This is a genomic window from Pseudomonas sp. PDM31 (assembly GCF_019218965.1).
In the GTDB taxonomy this organism is placed as follows: Bacteria; Pseudomonadota; Gammaproteobacteria; order Pseudomonadales; family Pseudomonadaceae; genus Aquipseudomonas.
The window spans coordinates 65,351-83,573 of record NZ_JAHUWS010000005.1 but is presented as its reverse complement, the minus strand read 5'-3'; the positions used below and the strand labels follow the sequence as shown (position 1 = coordinate 83,573).

At 57.8% G+C, this 18,223-nt stretch carries 22 protein-coding genes and 1 pseudogene; 20 read left to right on the top strand and 3 right to left on the bottom strand.

Annotation, left to right across the window (positions count from 1 at the left end; translation table 11 throughout):
• The first annotated feature begins 37 nt into the window (after positions 1-37).
• The 11 genes from KW839_RS11360 to KW839_RS11310 all read left to right on the top strand — a co-directional run bounded on the left by KW839_RS11360 (position 38) and on the right by KW839_RS11310 (position 8,124).
• On the top strand, positions 38-286 hold the full coding sequence (locus KW839_RS11360) for a hypothetical protein (RefSeq protein ID WP_218424371.1): 249 nt from the start codon (positions 38-40) through the stop codon (positions 284-286).
• Between the two features lie 57 nt (positions 287-343).
• Complete coding sequence (locus KW839_RS11355) at positions 344-712, top strand: hypothetical protein (RefSeq protein ID WP_218424370.1); 369 nt, start codon at positions 344-346, stop codon at positions 710-712.
• Entirely contained in the window at positions 709-1,365 is a 657-nt protein-coding gene (locus KW839_RS11350) for a hypothetical protein (RefSeq protein ID WP_218424369.1), read from the top strand. The genes KW839_RS11355 and KW839_RS11350 overlap by 4 nt, the downstream gene beginning before the upstream one ends.
• The gene (locus KW839_RS11345; protein WP_218424368.1) at positions 1,362-1,778 is read left to right on the top strand and encodes a phage tail terminator-like protein; all 417 of its coding nucleotides are present in this window, start codon (positions 1,362-1,364) and stop codon (positions 1,776-1,778) included. The genes KW839_RS11350 and KW839_RS11345 overlap by 4 nt, the downstream gene beginning before the upstream one ends.
• A 70-nt stretch (positions 1,779-1,848) precedes the next feature.
• Positions 1,849-2,496, top strand: a complete 648-nt coding sequence (locus KW839_RS11340) for a phage tail protein (protein WP_218424367.1) — start codon at positions 1,849-1,851, stop codon at positions 2,494-2,496.
• Positions 2,497-2,505: 9 nt separating this feature from the next.
• Positions 2,506-2,889, top strand: coding sequence for a phage tail assembly chaperone (locus KW839_RS11335; protein WP_218424366.1), 384 nt, complete (start codon positions 2,506-2,508; stop codon positions 2,887-2,889).
• 47 nt (positions 2,890-2,936) lie between these two features.
• Positions 2,937-3,209, top strand: a complete 273-nt coding sequence (locus tag KW839_RS11330; RefSeq protein WP_218424365.1) for a DUF1799 domain-containing protein — start codon at positions 2,937-2,939, stop codon at positions 3,207-3,209.
• Between the two features lie 27 nt (positions 3,210-3,236).
• Positions 3,237-6,251, top strand: coding sequence for a phage tail tape measure protein (locus tag KW839_RS11325; RefSeq protein WP_218424364.1), 3,015 nt, complete (start codon positions 3,237-3,239; stop codon positions 6,249-6,251).
• Positions 6,252-6,254: 3 nt separating this feature from the next.
• Entirely contained in the window at positions 6,255-6,593 is a 339-nt protein-coding gene (locus tag KW839_RS11320) for a phage tail protein (protein ID WP_218424363.1), read from the top strand.
• A gap of 11 nt (positions 6,594-6,604) precedes the next feature.
• A complete protein-coding gene (locus KW839_RS11315) occupies positions 6,605-7,357 on the top strand; it encodes a phage minor tail protein L (protein WP_218424362.1) in 753 nt (250 codons plus the stop codon).
• Positions 7,358-7,359: 2 nt separating this feature from the next.
• Positions 7,360-8,124 carry a C40 family peptidase gene (locus KW839_RS11310; protein ID WP_218424361.1) on the top strand — a complete coding sequence of 255 codons (765 nt, stop codon included), beginning with the start codon at positions 7,360-7,362 and terminating at the stop codon, positions 8,122-8,124.
• Between the two features lie 151 nt (positions 8,125-8,275).
• On the opposite strand, the gene KW839_RS11305 is transcribed toward KW839_RS11310, so the two are convergent.
• Positions 8,276-8,863, bottom strand: a complete 588-nt coding sequence (locus tag KW839_RS11305; protein ID WP_218424360.1) for a hypothetical protein — start codon at positions 8,861-8,863, stop codon at positions 8,276-8,278.
• Positions 8,864-8,955: 92 nt separating this feature from the next.
• On the bottom strand, positions 8,956-9,207 hold the full coding sequence (locus tag KW839_RS11300) for a protein L (protein WP_218424359.1): 252 nt from the start codon (positions 9,205-9,207) through the stop codon (positions 8,956-8,958).
• Positions 9,208-9,345: 138 nt separating this feature from the next.
• On the opposite strand from KW839_RS11300, the gene KW839_RS11295 reads away from it, so the two are divergent.
• The 9 genes and pseudogenes from KW839_RS11295 to KW839_RS27640 form a co-directional block, all read left to right on the top strand.
• Positions 9,346-9,684: a hypothetical protein gene (locus KW839_RS11295; RefSeq protein WP_218424358.1), complete on the top strand. Its 339-nt coding sequence runs from the start codon at positions 9,346-9,348 to the stop codon at positions 9,682-9,684.
• Positions 9,685-9,737: 53 nt separating this feature from the next.
• Entirely contained in the window at positions 9,738-10,337 is a 600-nt protein-coding gene (locus KW839_RS11290; RefSeq protein WP_218424357.1) for a tail assembly protein, read from the top strand.
• A 57-nt stretch (positions 10,338-10,394) separates the two neighbouring features.
• The gene (locus tag KW839_RS11285) at positions 10,395-14,252 is read left to right on the top strand and encodes a phage tail protein (RefSeq protein ID WP_218424356.1); all 3,858 of its coding nucleotides are present in this window, start codon (positions 10,395-10,397) and stop codon (positions 14,250-14,252) included.
• A 2-nt stretch (positions 14,253-14,254) separates the two neighbouring features.
• Complete coding sequence (locus tag KW839_RS11280; RefSeq protein WP_218424355.1) at positions 14,255-14,554, top strand: hypothetical protein; 300 nt, start codon at positions 14,255-14,257, stop codon at positions 14,552-14,554.
• A complete protein-coding gene (locus tag KW839_RS11275; RefSeq protein WP_218424354.1) occupies positions 14,554-15,417 on the top strand; it encodes a hypothetical protein in 864 nt (287 codons plus the stop codon). The genes KW839_RS11280 and KW839_RS11275 overlap by 1 nt, the downstream gene beginning before the upstream one ends.
• A gap of 9 nt (positions 15,418-15,426) precedes the next feature.
• The gene (locus KW839_RS11270; protein ID WP_218424353.1) at positions 15,427-16,206 is read left to right on the top strand and encodes a phage tail protein; all 780 of its coding nucleotides are present in this window, start codon (positions 15,427-15,429) and stop codon (positions 16,204-16,206) included.
• Positions 16,206-16,496: a hypothetical protein gene (locus tag KW839_RS11265; protein WP_218424352.1), complete on the top strand. Its 291-nt coding sequence runs from the start codon at positions 16,206-16,208 to the stop codon at positions 16,494-16,496. Before KW839_RS11270 ends, KW839_RS11265 begins: the two co-directional genes overlap by 1 nt.
• Positions 16,493-16,756: a hypothetical protein gene (locus KW839_RS11260; protein WP_218424351.1), complete on the top strand. Its 264-nt coding sequence runs from the start codon at positions 16,493-16,495 to the stop codon at positions 16,754-16,756. The genes KW839_RS11265 and KW839_RS11260 overlap by 4 nt, the downstream gene beginning before the upstream one ends.
• A gap of 59 nt (positions 16,757-16,815) precedes the next feature.
• Positions 16,816-16,923: pseudogene (locus tag KW839_RS27640) on the top strand (cell wall hydrolase); the annotation flags it as partial.
• 98 nt (positions 16,924-17,021) lie between these two features.
• On the opposite strand, the gene KW839_RS11255 reads toward KW839_RS27640, so the two are convergent.
• Positions 17,022-18,122 carry an acyltransferase gene (locus KW839_RS11255; RefSeq protein ID WP_218424350.1) on the bottom strand — a complete coding sequence of 367 codons (1,101 nt, stop codon included), beginning with the start codon at positions 18,120-18,122 and terminating at the stop codon, positions 17,022-17,024.
• Positions 18,123-18,223: the final 101 nt, after the last annotated feature.

The following is an 18,223-nucleotide window of genomic DNA, read 5'->3' as shown; positions in this document are numbered from 1 at the left end:
ATGCCCAGACCATCCAAGTAACTAAGGGTTATCGGAAATGATCAAAAGCACGACAAAATTCAAAGTTGACTCAATTCTTTTCAATGATGGCTCGTTCGCTATCGCGAAGGGCTACTGGGAAGGTAAAGCAGAGCCAAGTGTTGCATGCCGCTGGCATGAAGAAGATGGTATTGGTTACCCACAGACATTTGGCAAACCTCAGTGGATGGTATTGCCTTCTGTTGGGGTTGACATCCTGAGCGCGCTGAATCCTCAACAGACGAAAGTCGTTTTGACATTCGGATAAGCTGAGAACAATAAAGAGCCCAGCCGTCGAGCTGGGCTTTTTGCATCTGGAGCCACCATGGCCTTCTACGACGAAATGGCCGTGATGGCTCTGGAGATGATCACAGAGTTCGGCCAGCCCGTGATCATTCGGGCCACCACCGTCGGCGAGTACGACCCGGATACCGGGACCGCGCCGCCCGACACCACCACCGAGCAGACCGCCCAAGGCATTCTGCTCGACTTCACCGGTCAAGAATTTCAGAGCAACAGCCTCATCAAGCAGGGCGACAAGAAGCTCAAGATCGCCGCGCAGGGGCTTGAGTGGGCACCTGATCTGTTGAACAAGGTCATCATTCAAGGCCGCACCTGGTCAATCGTCCCACCGCTGAAAGAGATCAACCCCGCCGGAATTCCGATCCTGTATGAATTGCAGGTGCGGTCGTGAGCCGGGCCGGTGCCGGACAATCCGGCAGCTTCGTCTTGAGCCTCGCCGAGTTCGCAGCGCAGGCCACGGAAGCCATCGACGCCAGCCTGCGCGAGATCATTATCGAGGTTGGCAGCAGCGTCATCCGCATGTCGCCGGTGGGAAATCCCGAGATTTGGGCCGCAAACGTCGCTCACCGGGCGGCCAACAACCGTGCGGCCGATGACTATGACTTCAAGGTGGCGGTCCGCAACACGGTCATCAACCTGACCGACAGCAACTTCACCAAGTCCGGCAAGCTGAAGGCCGGATTGAAGCATGCCAAGCCCCTGACCAAGACCGAGCGCGACCAGAACTTCAACGTGAACGGTCTGGTTGCCGGTAAGGATTACGTCGGTGGTCGGTTCAGAGCCAACTGGCACCTTTCGATTGATGTCATCGAAAACGTCACCTTCGACGAGGTTGATCCGGGTGGCCAAGAGACGATCGCCGCGCTGGTTTCAGCGGTCAGCGACTTCACTGCCGGCCAGACTGCTTACCTCATCAATAACTTACCGTACGCGATCCCGCTGGAGTTCGGGCATTCGACTCAGGCACCCGCCGGCATGGTCCGCATCACCGTGGCCCGCTTCCAGCAGATCGTGCTGGAGGCCATTAGGAACAACCAGGTATGAGTCACAACATCATCGCGTCGATCTACGAGGCCAAGCTTATCGCCTGGGCGAAAGTGTTACCTGTGCCGCTAAAAGTGGTCGTCGAGAACGAGGCTTACACTCCCGTCGACGGCACCACCTACCTGAAGGCTTTCACGCTGCCCGCTGACACCGCGAGCAACACGCTGGGCGGTGACCACAAGCTGTACACCGGTGTATTTCAGGTCAGCATCGTGACGCCTTCGGGCAAGTACCGTGGTGCTGCTGGCGCACTGGCTGATCAGATCGCCGCGCTGTTCCCGCTGTATGAGCGCAACACGAAGGGTGCGCTAACGGTGGTGACGATGACGCCAGTCGATCCCGGTCCGGGCATTCCGGACGACACCACCTACACGGTGCCGGTCTCATTCCTTTATCGAGCTGACACCAACTAGATCCGCCCGTTGGGCAAACCCGGAACCCGCCATTGAGCGGGTTTTGTCATTTCTGCAAAGAGGAAAACCCATGAGCGTCAAGATTCCCAACGGTACCACCTTCGAGATTGCGGCCACGTTGAGCCTTGCGAAACCGTTCACCGCAATCAGCAACGCCAAGCCGGCGGTACTCACGGCGGCCGCGCATGGTCTGACCGATGGCGACGTGATTGTCATCGAATCCGCTTGGGCGAAACTGAACGGCCGCCCGGCGCGCGTCATCGACTCCGAAACCGGCGAGTTCGCGGCTGAGGGCATCGATACCAGCAGCGTGAAAAATTACCCAGCCGGTTCCGGCGCCGGTAAGGTTCGCGAGGCTTCTGGCTGGACTCAGATCGCACAGATCACTGAGCCCGCAGCTAACGGCGGTGAACAGCAATTCCTCACCTATGGCTTCCTCGAGGATGACGATGATCGTCAGCTGCCCACCACCAAATCGGCCAGCAGTATGACCCTGCCGGTGGCGGATGATCCGGCTCAGGCCTATGTCGCACTCGTAGAAGCTGCCGACGAAGACAAGGAACCGCGGCTGATCCGCGCAAACCTCCCAGGCGGTGCAACGATCTACTACTACGCCTATGTGTCGATCACCGCGACCCCGACGCTGAGCCGAAACAACATCATGACGCGGACCATCACTCTGTCGTTCGCCTCCCGCCCAACCCGATACAACGCTTAAGGGGCTCACATGCCGAAGTTTTCCATCGCGCCAAAGCCGACGTTCACCGTCGAAGTGGCCATCCCGCAGGTCGGCGGCAAACCTGCCGTGGTGCCCTTCACGTTCAAGTACCGTGACCGCACTGCGCTCGCGGAACTGTTCGATTCCTGGAAGGAGAAGGCAGAGGCCATTGGCGAGCGCTTCAAGGGCATTGAGCCGACGTTGTCTGAGGTTACCGCCGCAGAAGTCGAGCAGGGCGTTGAGCAGATCAAGGACCTGGTTGTTTCTTGGGGCTTCACCGACAAGCTCAGCGACGAATCCATCACCGCATTGGTGAAGAGCTGCATCGGCGTCTCGGATGCCGTGGTGAAGGCCTATAGCGAAGCATTCGGCAAGGCCCGCCTGGGAAACTGACCGCCGCTGCCCGTGCGCTATATGAGTCCGAAGGATCGGCCGAGCAAATGGCCTTATTTGGCTTCTCGCCGGAGGACTATGACGAGGTCGTTGAGGTCTGGCCGGACAACTGGCTGTCCTTCCTCGTCATGGATGCGATGGGAACCCAGTGGCGCACCGGCACGTGCGGCGCAACCGGTCTCGATTACGGCGTTCTGCCCAATGTGATGAAGCTCGTCGGCATCCTGGCGAAGGATCGCCCCGGCGTGTTTCAGGATGTCCGCGTTATGGAGTCGGAAGCCATCGCGGTTATGGCTGAAGCCCGCTACAACAGCCCGTGAGAGCGGGCAATTATTCAAGGTGAGTCGATGAACATTGCAGAACTCGGCATCAAGGTCGATTCGGCTGATGCCGCCAACGCTGCGACCGATCTCGACAAGCTGACCAAGGCTGGCGATCGCGCTGAACAGTCTGCCGTCGGCCTGATGAACGAAATGCAGGCACTGGAGAAGTCGCTGTCGAAAGGCGCGACCACTACGCAGGAGCTGGCGAAACAGCGCGAGAACCTGGCGAAGCTGACCCAAACCGGCGCGTACGGCGAGGCTGAGTTCACCAAGATCACCGCGCAACTGGACAAGCAGCAGGCCGCGCTGGCCAAGTCGACGCTGGATGAACAGAAAGCCCTCAACAGCCTGCTGGGTGCGATCGACCCCGCCCGGGCGGCCATGACCAAGCTGGACACCCAAGTTGAGCAACTTGGGAAACACCTCGACGCCGGGCGCATCAGCCAGGACCAGTACAATTCGGCCCTGAGCAAGATCGATAAGGATTACGCCAAGCTCGAAAAGACCGCCACCGGTTTCGACAAACTTCGCCTCGGCACCCGTCAGGCGCAAGAGAACGTCGTGCAGTTGGGGAATGCCTTGTCCTCGGGTGACTGGGGTAGCGGTGTTCGTGCGGTCGCTCAGTTGGGCGCTGGTGCGGGCGAGGGGGCTGCGGGGCTACTCGCGATGCTTGCGCCGCTAGCGCTGGCAACCGCCGCTGTTGGCGTGCTTGCGTACGCCTATTACAAGGGCAGCGAAGAGCAGAACAGCTACAACAAGTCCCTGATCCTGACCGGCAACTACGCCGGTGTAAGTGCTGGGCAACTGGGGGAGATGGCGCGGCAAGTGAGCGCCACTGTCGGCACGACCGGGCAGGCCGCTGAGGTTCTGGCCCTTCTGGCTGGCAATGGCAAGATCGCGGGCGAGAGTTTCACCGGCATCACCCAGGCTGCCGTGTCGATGCAGGAAGCGACCGGAAAGGCAGTGAGCGAAACCGTCGCTGAGTTCTCGAAGCTGGCAGATGACCCGGTCAAGGCTTCCGCTGCACTGAACGAGCAGTACCACTACCTGACTGCATCGGTTTACTCGCAGATCGCCGCCCTTGAAGAGCAGGGCGATCATGCAGGCGCGGTGAAGCTGGCGACAGAACAATATGCCGATGCCATCAATGAGCGCACACCGAAGATTCTCGAAAACCTGAGTTTCTGGGAAAAGGGTTACAACGCTGTCGCGCGCGCCGCGGACAATCTGAAGAACATCGGCCGGCCAGATATTGGTGCAGACATCGAGCAGGCGCGCCGCAATTTGGCGTCGGCCCAAGCCGGCAACGTCGGCTTGTTCCAGAACAAGCAGGAGATGATCGACCTCTATACCAATCAGCTCAACATGCTGGAGGATCAGAGGGACGCCGAGGCCGATATCGCCAAATGGCAAGGTGAGCAGACGAAAGCCCAAGGCGCTGCGGTTATTGCGATGGGTAAAGTCGACGCTCTCACCAAGTCTTCGTGGACGAATGAACAAAAGCGCACCGAGGCTCTGAAGGAATACAAGCAGCAGCTCGACGACATTCGGAAGGTCAACCCGAACGACTCCCGACTTGATCCTGCAGTAGTCGCCAAGAACATGGGGAACCTCAACGATAAGTTCAAGGATCCGAAGGCTGCCGCTGGCAGTGTCGAGCTGGCGGGCTTCAACAACGCGAAGAACGTGCTGGCCGAAACCCTGGCCTATTACAAAAACGCGGACAAGGAGCTGGAAGCCTCCCAGCGCGCCGGCGTGATCAGCCAGGCCAGCTACACCGAGCAGCGGGTCAGCCTGTTGAAGCAGCAGGCCGACGAAGTTGCCCATGGCTATCAGGCGGAAATCGATGCGCTTGAAGCAGCCAAGGCCAAGAAGGGCACAACCGCTGCGCAGGTCATCCAGATTGATCAAAAGATCTCGGATGCCCGATCGGCCATGCTCAAAGCCCAGCAGGACAGCGACAGCGAACTGGCTCTCATCGCTACCAACGAGGAAGGACGCCTGCGCAAGCAGACCCTCGCAGTCAACACGTACACCAGCGCCCTGCAGCAACAGGTCGACACGCTTCGGCAGCAGGGATTGCGGGCGGCATCTGGCCTTGGTCAGGGTGACCGGCAGCGCGCACTGACGGATCAGAAGAACGGAATCGATGACCGCTTCAACCAGCAGCGCCTGGAGTTGGCCAACCAGTACGGTGACGGCTCGCGCGGCATGAGCCTGGACGAGTACAACGCCAAATTGAAGGCGTTGAAAGCGACTCAGCAGGATCTGCACGACACAGTGCAGGCCAATTACGACGATATGACCGCCGCCCAGGGCGACTGGAGTGCTGGCGCATCGTCGGCATGGCAGAACTATCTGGAGTCGGCGCGTGACGTTGCCGGGCAGACCAAAAGCCTGTTCAGCAATGCCTTCAGCTCGATGGAAGACGCCATCGTCAATTTCGCGATGACCGGCAAGTTGTCGTTTGCCGACTTCACCAAGTCGATTCTGGCTGACATGGCGCGGATCGCCACGCGGCAAGCCAGTTCGGCATTGCTCAGCAGTCTGGTCGGTGCAGCTACCAATTATTTTGTTGGCAGTGGCTCCGGCAATGGGCTGTCTGCTGACTCTGCCGGCGCGACCTCGTCGAATCTTGGTGCCTCGCAGGCTGGCTACACCAATGTTGATTTCTCAGGTTACCGAGCCTCTGGTGGTCCGGTCGCGGCCAATTCGTTGTATGAGGTCAACGAGCTGGGGCCTGAACTGTACAGCGAGGGCGGCAGGTCCTTCCTCATGACCGGGGCGAATGGCGGCAGTGTCACACCACTGACCTCTGGCGGAGGGGCTGGCATCCAAGCCATGAGCGGTGGCGGCGCCACGCAAATCAGCGTGCAAGTGAATGTCGCCAGCGATGGAAGCAGCAGCGCAACGTCCAGCGATCCGTCGTATCAGCAGTTCGGCAAAGAGCTTGGCGACTTCGTCGAGCAGAAATATCGACAGCTGCTGCGCAAGGATCTCGGCCAAGGCGGCAGCATTACCAGAGCAATCAAAGGGTGATCTATGGCAATTGAGCGATTCACCTGGCAGATCGAAAAAGGTGCCGAGGGGGACATCAGTCAGCGGGTGCGCTCCAAGCAGTTTGCCGACGGCTACAGCCAGACGGTATCGGACGGCATCAACAACAAGGCGCAGTCTTGGCCGTTCAGCTACACCGGCAAGGCCGCCACGATCAAAGAGATTATCGCCTTCCTCGACCGCCACGCGGGGGCGAAAGCCTTCCTGTGGACGCCACCTCTCGGCGAGCTCGGCCTCTACAAATGCAACGGTTACAAGCCAGCGCATAAAGGCGGGGACGTATACACACTGACGTTGACCCTAGAACAAACCTTTCATCCATAAGGAACTGCCGCATGGCATTGATAACGGACATCCAGAAACTGGAGCCCGGCGGGGAAGTGCGGCTGTTTGAAATTGATGGCACGGAATACGGCGCTGACGTGCTGCGCTTTCATGGGCACGCAATCCCTCACACGCCCGAAGAGCTGCTGGCCTACGAGGGCTCAGTCGACGAACTGCCGGCCAAGTCGATCTGGTGGCAGGGTAACGAGTACGCGGCCTGGCCGGTTCAGATTGAGGGCATCGGCGCGGACAGTAATGGCACCGCAACGCGGCCAGTGTTCAGTGCTGGCAACGTCAACGGGCGTATCACGGCGCTGTGCCTGGCCTTCGACGATTTGCTGAAGTTTCAGCTGACCGTGCGCGAGACCATGGCTCAATACCTTGATGCAGTGAACTTCCCAGAAGGCAACCCGACCGCTGACCCGACACAGGAGGCGCTGGAGATCTGGTTCGTTGACCAGAAAACCGGTGAGGACGGCGAGTTCGTGCAGTGGGAGCTTTCATCGCCCGGGGAGATCGACAACCACGGACTGCCTGGCCGCCAGATGACGACCTTCTGCCATTGGGCTATGACCGGAGGCTACCGCGGGCCGAACTGCGGCTACACCGGCGGCGCGATGTTCGATGACGACGACAACCCCACCGACGACCCCGGCGAGGACCAGTGCAAAGGCGGGATCAAGTCCTGCAAGTTGCGCTTCGGCGACAACAACCAACTTCCCCACGGGGGGTTCCCTGCTGTATCACTGATCGCCCGGAGCTGATCATGCACAAGCGAATCCTGAGCGCGATCGAGGCGCACGCGGTTGCCGAGTACCCGAAAGAATGCTGCGGGCTGCTGCTGGCGATCGGACGCAAACAGCAGTACTACCCATGTCGCAATATTGCTTCCGAGCCGAACGAAGAGTTCCGGATCGATCCGGAGGACTACGCTGCGGCCGAGGATATCGGCGAAGTGATCGGTGTGGTTCATTCCCATCCGGACGCGACCAGCAGACCTTCGCCGCGCGACCTCGCCATGTGCGAAGCGACCGCGCTGTCGTGGCACATCCTTAGCTGGCCCGAGGGCGATCTGCGCACAATCATGCCGAGCGGCGAGGTGCCGTTACTGAAGCGGCCATTCGTGCACGGCGCGTGGGACTGTTGGCAGGTCTGCGCCGACTGGTATAGGCGTGAATGGGGCCTTAAGTTTGAGGCCTTCAAACGGGCCGATGGCTGGTGGGAGAGCAAGGACAACACCAGTCTGTACGAAGCGAACTATGAGGCTGCCGGCTTCTACAAGGTCGACCAGCCGCAGCGTGGCGACATGATCGTCATGGAAGTGGGCCGCACGGTTTACCCGAATCATGCTGGCATTTTCCTTGGCAGCGATCCGGCACTACCTGGCGAGGATGCGGCGACCTTCGGCCCTGGCCCTTTCCTGTTGCACCACCTGTACGGCAGGCCGTCGGAGGTCATTGTGTTCGGCGGACCCTGGCTCGACCGGACTCGTCTGATTCTCAGGCACAAGGATGCCCTATCAATCACATAATGCGGCAGTGCCGCGGAGGTGTTTATGGATGTTCGTGCTGTGAGCGCCGATCAGAAAGCGATGAACGCTGAGGACATTCCAGTCTCCAGGGCGATGGTTGAAGTTGGATTGGCTGTTCTGGAAGAGACTGGACAATGGCCGATATCAAGGTCTACGGTCGAAAGAGCTTTTCAGGAGATGTACCTTTGCGGATTTCTAGAATCTGAGCGCGCGTTTTCACGCCCCTGATGATTTCTCCGTTTAGCGATATTGCCTGCAGAATTTTCATGAGCTTTAGGCACTGTTCTCTAAGCTCACTGATGTTGAGTGTTGCATTCGATTTTTTTGAGTTCTTGGGCTTAATCAGGTCGGTTAACGATGCTGTCGGACCTTCATTCAGCCCCCATTGCCAATGAACAATTTTATGCCTCAGCGCACTGATTGCATCGAACGATTTGAGCGTGTGCAAAAGATCGTCTACGGTCTGTTGATCGCTGATTTTCGAATGGGCTATTTGTCCTTGAACGTACCTGATCATCCCAGCCATCGAGATGTTGGCTTCGACTGAAAGCCTTTGGGCTTCCGAAACTGGCATTTTGAGAAAGAAGGCAAAGAGCTCGGAAAGCTGCCATTCGACTGCCGAGTAATTGACGATGAACTGCCCCATCGCGTGAAGGTGTTCGTCTGAGGGGCCAACATTGTATTGGCGTGGCCAATCGATAGAAAAAGGCTCTCTAGGCTTAAAGTCTTCGTTGCTCACATGACCTCCAGGTCATAAACGCGCCGAAACTGGCGCAATCCCAGTCCTTGGGCTTGCAGGCAAAGGACTGGGATACGTATCAGTCGATTCACTCAAGCTTTCGTTTGAGTTCGTACGACCAGTTCCCATTGGACAGATTTTCCTTGGCATTGATGTTGAGTTTTGTTTTGTGGCGGGAATGGATCACCTTGGTTGGAGGTGATTTCGTCGCCGCAGGCAACGCAGCGGTAGATACCCGAAACAGGTACTTTCTGCCCGATGCCATAGACATGCGTCCAATGGTCATTTTGGGGCTTATCAGTGGTCACCACGTATTTTTTTGTTTCTTCTGTAACAAAAGCCATACTCGCCTCCCATGCGGTAGTTGTTGGCGGCACAACGCTACTACGAGTGTCGCCACCTCGGTTACTGGCCTTTTGTCCACACTGGATGCGCGGACAGTACCGAGATAAAGTGCAGCCTTTCCCACAGGAGTGACCTGCATGAAATTGATCGTAGGGGCGTTGGCTGTTGCGTTGCTGGCGGGGTGTTCGTCGGTTTCATCCCTTGAGGGTGGAGAGCCAGAACTTGCCGCTTCAACAACGAAAGCGCCTGCAAAATATGCCAAGTGCCTGATGCCAAAGTGGCAAGAAATCAATGCCGCCACCACCTCTACCGAAACCGAAACTGGGTATCGACTGTTGTTGAGCGTGGATTTTGTTGGCGCCGCAGCGCTGGCTAATATCGACAAGGCTGGTACCGGGTCGCAGGTTCAGATTTACAAGTCCAGCGGGATCGTGGGAAGTGGAAAATGGGCAGAAGCTGCTCGATCTTGCCTTTAACGAATGATACGAAGACCGCCTACGGGCGGTTTTTTATTGTCTGGAGAAAAGCTATGCCTGCCATCGCAATCGATTATCAACCTTTAACCACTGTGAAGCTGTACGGGGCTTTAAGGCAATTTGGGCGTGAGTTCAGGTTGTCGGTTAGAACTCCAGCAGAAGCGGTAAAAGCACTTTGCGTGCAGATTCCCGGCCTCGAGAGATTCATCTCAAACGCAAAGAGCCAAGGACTAGAGTTCGCGGTTTTCCGCGGGTCGAACAATTTGCAAGAGAAGGAGCTTGGGTTCGGTGGTGATGGAGATATCCGCATTGCCCCAATTGTGACCGGCCGCAAGCGATCCGGGATCATCCAGACGGTGGTAGGGGCTGTACTGATTGCTGCTGGCTATCTCTTGTCTGCGCCAACCGGCGGCGCAAGCCTTGCACTTGTAGGGCCAGGCATTGCACTTGCAGCCGGAGGCGTCATCCAAATGCTAAGCCCGCAACCAAAGGGTCTGAAGACCAGCGCCGCCCCCGAGAACACGCCTGGCTACGCCTTCGGCAGCGCCAAAAATACCACGGCATCCGGCAACCCGGTCCCGCTCTGTTACGGCAAGCGTCGGGTTGGCGGAGCAATCATCAGCGCTGCGATTTACGCTGAAGACCAGATGTAGCCAAACCGTCGAACACACGGCCGCCCTAGAGGCGGTTTTTTTTGCCTGGAGAAAAGCATGGGCGCAGCACAGCAGCTTGATATTCACGGCGCCAAGGGCGGATCGGATAAACCGAAGACACCGACAGAAGCGCCCGATAGCCTGCGCTCGGTGGCCATGGCCAAGATCCTGATCGCCATGGGCGAGGGCGAGTTCGCCGGCAATCCAACCGCGCAGGATATCTACCTCGACAATACGCCGCTGCAAGATCCCCAGGGCAACATGAACTTCCCGAATGTGAAGTGGGAGTACCGCAACGGCTCAATTGAGCAGGAGTACATCCAAGGTATTCCGTCGATCGAGAACGAAACTACCCTCGGCATCGAGCTGCGCAGCGGTACGCCTTATGTGCGGGCTATCAGCAATACTGAGCTGTCGGCCGTGCGCCTGCGTTTCGCCTGGCCTGCGCTGCAATCAGTCGATGCCAGCGGCAACGTGAATGGTTATCGGATTGAATACAAAGTCGAGCTGGCCACCGATGGAGGCGCTTATCAGCAAGTGCTGAGCGAGGCTGTAGACGGCAAGACCACCAGCACCTATGAGCGCACGCGCCGCATCGATTTGCCCGCAGCTACCAGTGGTTGGTTGATGCGTGTCACTCGTATCACGGCCAACCAGAACAACAACAAAATCGCCGACACCATGCAGATTGCGGGCTTCACTGAAGTCATCGACGCCAAACTTCGGTACCCAAACACCGCGCTGCTCTACATCGAATTCTCGGCCGAGCAGTTCCGCAACATTCCCGCGGCGACCGTTGAAACCAAGCTGAAGAAGATGTCGGTACCGAGCAATTACAACCCGGACACCCGGTCTTACACCGGCATCTGGGACGGCACCTTCAAGCAGGCGTGGACTGATAATGCGGCCTGGATGACCTACGACATCACGACTTCGGACCGTTTTGGATTGGGCCGCCGCATCAAGCCATGGATGGTCGACAAGTGGGAACTGTACCGGATTGCCCAGTATTGCGATCAGTTGGTGCCGGACGGAAAGGGCGGGCAAGAGCCCCGGTTTATCTGCAACCTCAATCTGCAGGGCAAAGCCGATGCCTGGTCGCTGCTGCGTGATATCTCGGCCATTTACCGGGGCATGACCTACTGGGCGCAGGGCCAGCTGTTCAGCCTGTCCGACATGCCTCGGGCGACTGACTTCGACTTCGCCTACACCCGGGCGAACGTCATCGATGGCAAGTTCACCTATACGAGCGCATCGGAGCGTACCCGCTTCAGTCGAGCCCTGATCAGCTACGACAACCCGGCCAACAACTACGACACTGACGTCACCTCGGTGACCGATCCAAAGCTGCAGCGGCGTTACGGCGACAACCCTCTGGAAATCAGCGCGATCGGTTGCACCCGGGAGTCGGAGGCGCAGCGCCGCGGCAAGTGGGCACTGCTGACCAACGCCAAGGACCGGGCTGTCAGCTTCAAGGTGGGGCTCGATGGGCGCATCCCGCTGCCTGGCTACGTCATTCCGGTGGCCGACGAGCTGCTGGCGGGCCGTGCAATCGGCGGGCGAATCTCCGCAGTTTCTGGTCGCGCCATTACGCTGGATCGCGACACCCAGGCCAAGGCTGGCGACCGACTGATCCTGAACCTGCCCAACGGCAAATGCGAAGGGCGTACGGTGCAATCCGTGGCGGGCCGTGTGGTGACAGTAACTGTTGCCTATTCGGCGGTACCGGAGCGCGAACTTGTCTGGGCGCTCGACGCTGACGATCTGGCTGTGCCGCTGTACCGGGTGACCAGCGTATCCCGTCCCGAGCCGGGTGTGTTCGAGATCTCGGCCGTTCAGTACGACCCGAGCAAGTTCGCGCACATCGACACCGGTGCCCGCTTGGAAGATCGGCCGATCAGCGTCATTCCGATCGCCGTGGTACCGGCGCCGGCCAGCGTCACCCTGACCGCAAGCTCGGTCGTCTCCCAGGGCATCGCCGTCGCCACCATGACGATCAGTTGGCCGGCGGTGAACGGCGCGGTCAGCTATGACGTGGAGTGGCGCAAGGACAGCGGCAACTGGATCCGGCTCCCGCGCACTGGCGCTGCCAGCGTCGACGTGGTCGGCATCTACGCGGGCGCCTATGTGGCCCGTGTTCGCGCTGTGAGCGCCTTCGATATCTCGTCGGTCTGGCGCAACTCGATGTTGACCGACCTCAAGGGCAAAGAAGGTCTGCCGCCGGCGGTGTCGTTCCTGACCACCACCAGCGAATTGTTCGGGATCGGCATCAAGTGGGGATTCCCGGCTGGTGCCGAGGACACCCAGCGAACTGAAATCTGGTATGGCCCAACAATCAATCTCGGTGATGCGACCAAGCTGGCCGACCTGGCCTACCCGCAGGCGGACTACCGGATGCAGAGCCTACTGGCCGGCACGCGGTTTTTCTTCTGGGCGCGCCTGGTAGACCGGACCGGCAACATCGGCCCGTACTATCCAGTGGCAAATGGCGTGATGGGGCAGGCCAGTTCGGAGGCTGGCCCGATCCTGGACATGCTCGCTGGTCAGATTGGCGAGTCCGAGCTTGGCCAGTATCTTTTCGACGAGATCGAGAAGATATCCAGTGACGGACCGGAGTCTGTGAATAGTCGAATTCAAGCTGCCAAGGAGGAGCTTGAAGGGCGGATCGACGAAGTCATAGATGCACTGGAATACGATCCGACGAAAAGCTACCTGAAAAACGACAACGTGCGCAGCGGCCAGCGCCTGTACACCGCCATTCAGGCTGTTCCCGCCAATGCCGGCGGTGGCAATGCGCCGCCTAATTCGACCTACTGGCTGGACATTGGCGGCATCGTATCGACGGTCAACGCCCAAGCTGTGCAGATCGATAAAAACACGACCGATATCACCACGGTGGATGGAAAGCTCACGGCTCAGGCGAATTCCCTGCAATCGCTCCAGGCGTCGTACCGGGATGAGGATGGGGAGGGGGTCTTGGCTGGCGCCCTGAATGAGTGGGACAGCCTCGCGAAGTTTGCTGTGGAGGTGCGGACCCGCGCTACGCAGAACGAGGCAACGGTCATTCGCCTGACCACGCTTGATGCCCAGGTAGCAGACAACAAGGCCGGGATCAGCAGCTTGGAGACGGTGGTTGCCACCGACCGCGCGGCAACAGCAAGCCGTCTGGATCTGTTGAACGCATCAGTCGGCAGCAACACGGCGAATATCCAAGCCGCGCAGGAAGCCCAGGTGGATACCGACGCGGCGGTGGCGTCGATGCGGACAACGTTAGAAGCCGTTTACACGTCCGGGCGGGAAGATGACGGCGAGGGCGCTCTGGCTGGAGCGCTGGAGGCTTGGGGATCCACAGCGAAGTTTGCTCAGGAAACCCGCGTCAGGGCTGATGGTGATACGGCCCAGGCACGGCGCTCCGAACAGCTGGAAGTGGCTATTGTCGGTACGAGCGCAGCCGTACAGACAGTCAGCCAGGCGGTGGTGGCGCTCGATGGCAAGGCCAGCACGATGTGGTCGGTAAAGATGCAGCTGAACAGCCAGGGTCAATACGTGGCGGCGGGCATCGGGCTGGGCATTGAGAACGGCCCGGCTGGATTGCAAAGCAAGTTCCTGGTGAGCGCGGATCTTTTTGCTGTGGTAAACGGCGTCAACGGTACGTTGTCTTCTCCGTTTGCTATTACCGGCGGGCAAGTGTTCATGCGGTCGGCATTCATTGAGGACGGCTCCATCAGTAACGCCAAAATTGGTAACTACATTCAGTCCAGCAACTATGTGTTCAACACAAGTGGTTGGATCATCAACAAGGATGGTGGTTTTGAAATGAACGGCACCTATGGCGGGGGGAGGATGCAGCTCACAAGTAACGCCTTGAAGTTCTACCATTCGAATGGTGTCCTAGGGATTGATTTGAGCCTATAGCCATGACGGGGATCACAATCAAAAATTCGGCTGGTAAAGTAATGGTCGATATGACCATGTTTATCAGTCAAACCCAAGGGTCGGTTGATACAGGGGGGGCGGCTGGTAGCATTACCATTCAGGCCCCTCCGGCCGGTAAAACTCAGTACTACATTATTGTGCCGCTGGTGACGACGGGAGTTACCGGAAAGCTGCCCGGTGTAACGCTTTCAGGTAGCACGTTGTCATGGGCGTATTCCTATGCAACTAACGGGTGGGGGTTCTTTTCAGCTAACGCAAGAATTTATTATGGGTACTATTAATGCCGCAGTTAATAGTTAAGAAGTCAGACGGTAGCTTATTGTTTGACACAAGCAAAATCACCTATGGCTTGGTCAAGAGTGGATACCTTGCTTACAGCTCGTCTTGGACCCGCCGAACGCTCAAGTCTGCCCAGTTGGACCCAACAGACGGGGCGAACTGGACAGCTTCAACATCAGTCAATGCGCCAACAAATTATGATCAGGTGTGGAGTTTCACCGTCACCAATGCTAAGTCACCGATCGTATTCTTGGTCGGGTCAGGTTGTCTGAATGGCTCTACAACGTCAGGAACCAGCATTACCTATCATTTCTCCAATGCTAGTACGAACACGAAGTTCTACTGCTTCGACCTGATGGCCGACAATATTGCGGGATCACCGTACTTGAAGACTTACGATTCAAGTGGCGTTCTTACGTTCAACTCACTACAAGCGCCACTGAATATTGCCGGTTCATACCAGCCCCCGGGTCCAACGGCCCCGTCGGGTGCTTATGGGGTGCAAACGGCCTACACGGGTGGAGTCTTCGCCGGCCGTCAAGATGACGATAACGTTAACAGCAGTAAGCAGGATTGTCGTTTCGATGTCGCTTTAACAGCGGGTGTTGAGTACGCAGCCTATCTCCCTTGGTCAAGGGCAGCATCAACAGTTGATACCCAAGGGCCGACCCCCATTGCATACGCTGTTATTGAAGGCGCGTATGGACGAGTTGGCGGTATTAGTTTTTTGTTTGGTGCGTCAGCCGGTACAACTTTAACAACTGGCGTGGCACCGAGGCCGAGTGGTTGGTACAGCGTGCCGACTGATCGCTACCCAGTTGCTCTTTACATCAAAACCGCAGATCTACCATTCCCCTTCGGATAAGGAAAAACTATGCCCTGGTACAGATCAGGAACAGTGGCCGTTACAAACGGCGGAACCACCGTGACCGGCACCAGCACGGCCTTCGCCGCCAACGCTCGCGTGGGAGATGCTTTTCAAGGTCCGGATGGGCGCTGGTACGAAGTCACGAACATTGCCAGCACTACGGTGCTTTCGATTCTCCCCGCCTATCAAGGTACAACTGCCTCGGGTGGGGTGTATGCCCTGGCACCCATGCAGGGTTACGTGAAAGAGTCCGCCGACCGCATGCGGCAAGTGGTCGATCAATGGGGCGCTACCTTGGCCGGGCTCGGCTCGGTTTCCGTCGAGGACATCGTGCCCGTGGCAAAGGGTGGGACGGGCGGCAACACTCAGGCGTTGGCCCGTTCTGGTTTGGGCCTTGGCGCCGCTGCAGTCGCTGCCATTGTTGGCGCTGTCTCGCAATCGGGCGGCGTACCTACCGGCGCCATTGTTGAAAAGGTCGTGAACGCGAACGGTGAGGCCACGAAATTTGCAGACGGCCGGATGATTTGTATTGGCTCGATTGCCGACTTCTCAGTTGCCGCCGGCGCCGTCGCGACCGTTTCGCCGCTGGGCACGTTCCCGGTTCTGTTTATCGATACCGCGTACGTTTTTCAGGCCTTTGGCAGCCCTAATACAAGTAATGATGTTTATGGCTACATCAGGACTAACTCAAAGCTGAACTGGTCTGCCACGGCGCTCTTCCGCAACGGTCCGGTCGCACAAACAATTGGCAGTGGCCAGTATGTAGCAATAGGAAGGTGGTTCTGATGATCATCAAGCTTTCACCGCAGGGCGGCCGTGCGCCGCTGTCAGTTCAAAAGTCCGGCGATGTGCTGATCATCAACGGGGAGTCTTTCGACTTTCGGGAGTTGCCAGAGGGCGCTGTTCTGCCTTGGTCGGCAGTTCAATGTCCGCACCTGGTGGGGGATGTGACTCGCCGCGATGGTGATCTCATTATCGCCTTGGGGATTCCTTGCGATGCGGATTCCAGTGTGGCGGTCCGCTTCCCCAGCGACATTTACAATCCGCCCGATGGTGAAGTGAGGCTTCCAGAATGAAAAACATCGATTTCAGCCAGATGGTCACCGCCGAGCAGCAACTGGAAGAGCGCAAGAATGCGGAGCTGCAAGCAGCGCTTAGTGCGCGCCGGGCCGCCTACCTTGCCGAGTCAGACCCATTGCGGTTGGAGGCTGACTACGACGCACTCTCCCAAGGCCTGGAGCCCGACTACACCAATTGGCTTGCGTCAGTAGCCGCCATCAAGGCCCGTTACCCGTTGCCGGCGAATGCCGAAGCATCTGGGATCAACGACGCCTAAGCACTTAGCGCAAACACAGGCCCGCCATCGAGCGGGATTTTTTTTGCCTGGAGAAAAGCATGACCGTGACCGAAAGAGACCGCGACATCCTCGCTCGCACGTTTTGGGGAGAGGCCCGCGGCGAATCCCTGGCCGGCCAGATCGCCGTGGCTTGGACCATCTGTAACGGGAGAACGACGGTAAGATCCGGGGTTCGCTCGCCAATACGTTGGTAAGGTATTTGTCGTGCAGAAATAAGGCCCGCTGATTAGACGGGCCTTATTTATTACGCCAGAGCTTTGTGCTCTTTCTGTGGTTCCGGCTCTGTTGCCGGCAGCGCGTGACTGTCAGTGAAGTTTTTCTGTGGACGCTCGCGGCTACCACCTTCGGCCACCAACCGGATAACCTTCCGCGCCGGCTCTTCAATGCAGTGATACAGGAACATGGAGAAGGCTAAGATGATTGGAATCTCATACTTCAGATCCATCATGCCAAACAGCTTGCGCTCCACAAACAGCACCATGATGTGGCACATGTACAAACTGAAGCTGATTTTTCCCAGATAGACCGATACAGGGTTGGAGTAGCCCCAAATCGGCCCAGCCCGGAACAGGCTCGCAATCATCACGATTACCAGGAACGGGAAGGCCAGATCGAAGTAATACTGAATGCTGGTCATCCAGAACATCAGCAAGATCAGCGGGGCAATCGCCATTGCAGTGATTCGCCAGAGTTTGGAGTCCGGCAGATCGTGGCACACCTGGTAGGCGCAGTACCCAGCAACAAAGTAGGTGATGCACTTGATGGTCCAGACGCCATTGGTCAGCATATTCGGCTGCAGGTAGGGCGCGTACAGCGCCAGACCAATCAGCAGTAGAGCGAAAGGAATCTTTCCCCACTTCCGCGTGAAATAGGCGACGAAAGGAAAGGTCAGGTATGCGGCCCACTCGCAGCTGATCGACCACGAAGGTTGATTAAACGTCAGGTCGGACGTTACTCCCCACGCATGAAAAAGGAACAGATTCGCGTAAAACGTTAACGCAGTGTCAACAGGCGACCATTCATACAATTTATGCATTGGCAGGATGAATGCTGTGAGAACCAGCATAAAGAGGTGCACCGGGTAGATGCGCGCCAGCCTGGCCACCCAGAAGTTGATAGCTTCTTTTGGTCTCAGGCTGTTTCCAAAGTCTTTCCCGTGGACATAGGCCAGGATGAAGCCCGACAAAATGAAGAACACGTCGACCCCAAGGCCTCGGGTATGAAACAGAAAAGCGAAAGGGCCGTATGGGGTGGCAAGGTCGCCGTATCGGATGTGAAGAAGCAGGACTGACAAGGCAGCGAATCCCCGCAGTCCTGTCAGATTTTGTATGTGTGCGGCGCGCATTTCAGCACTCCAATGCTAGGGATTACAGGGCTGGCCTGCCGGAAAGGCGGCGATTACATCACAGCCCGGATACAAAGGAAACGCAGGACCTTCGACGGATA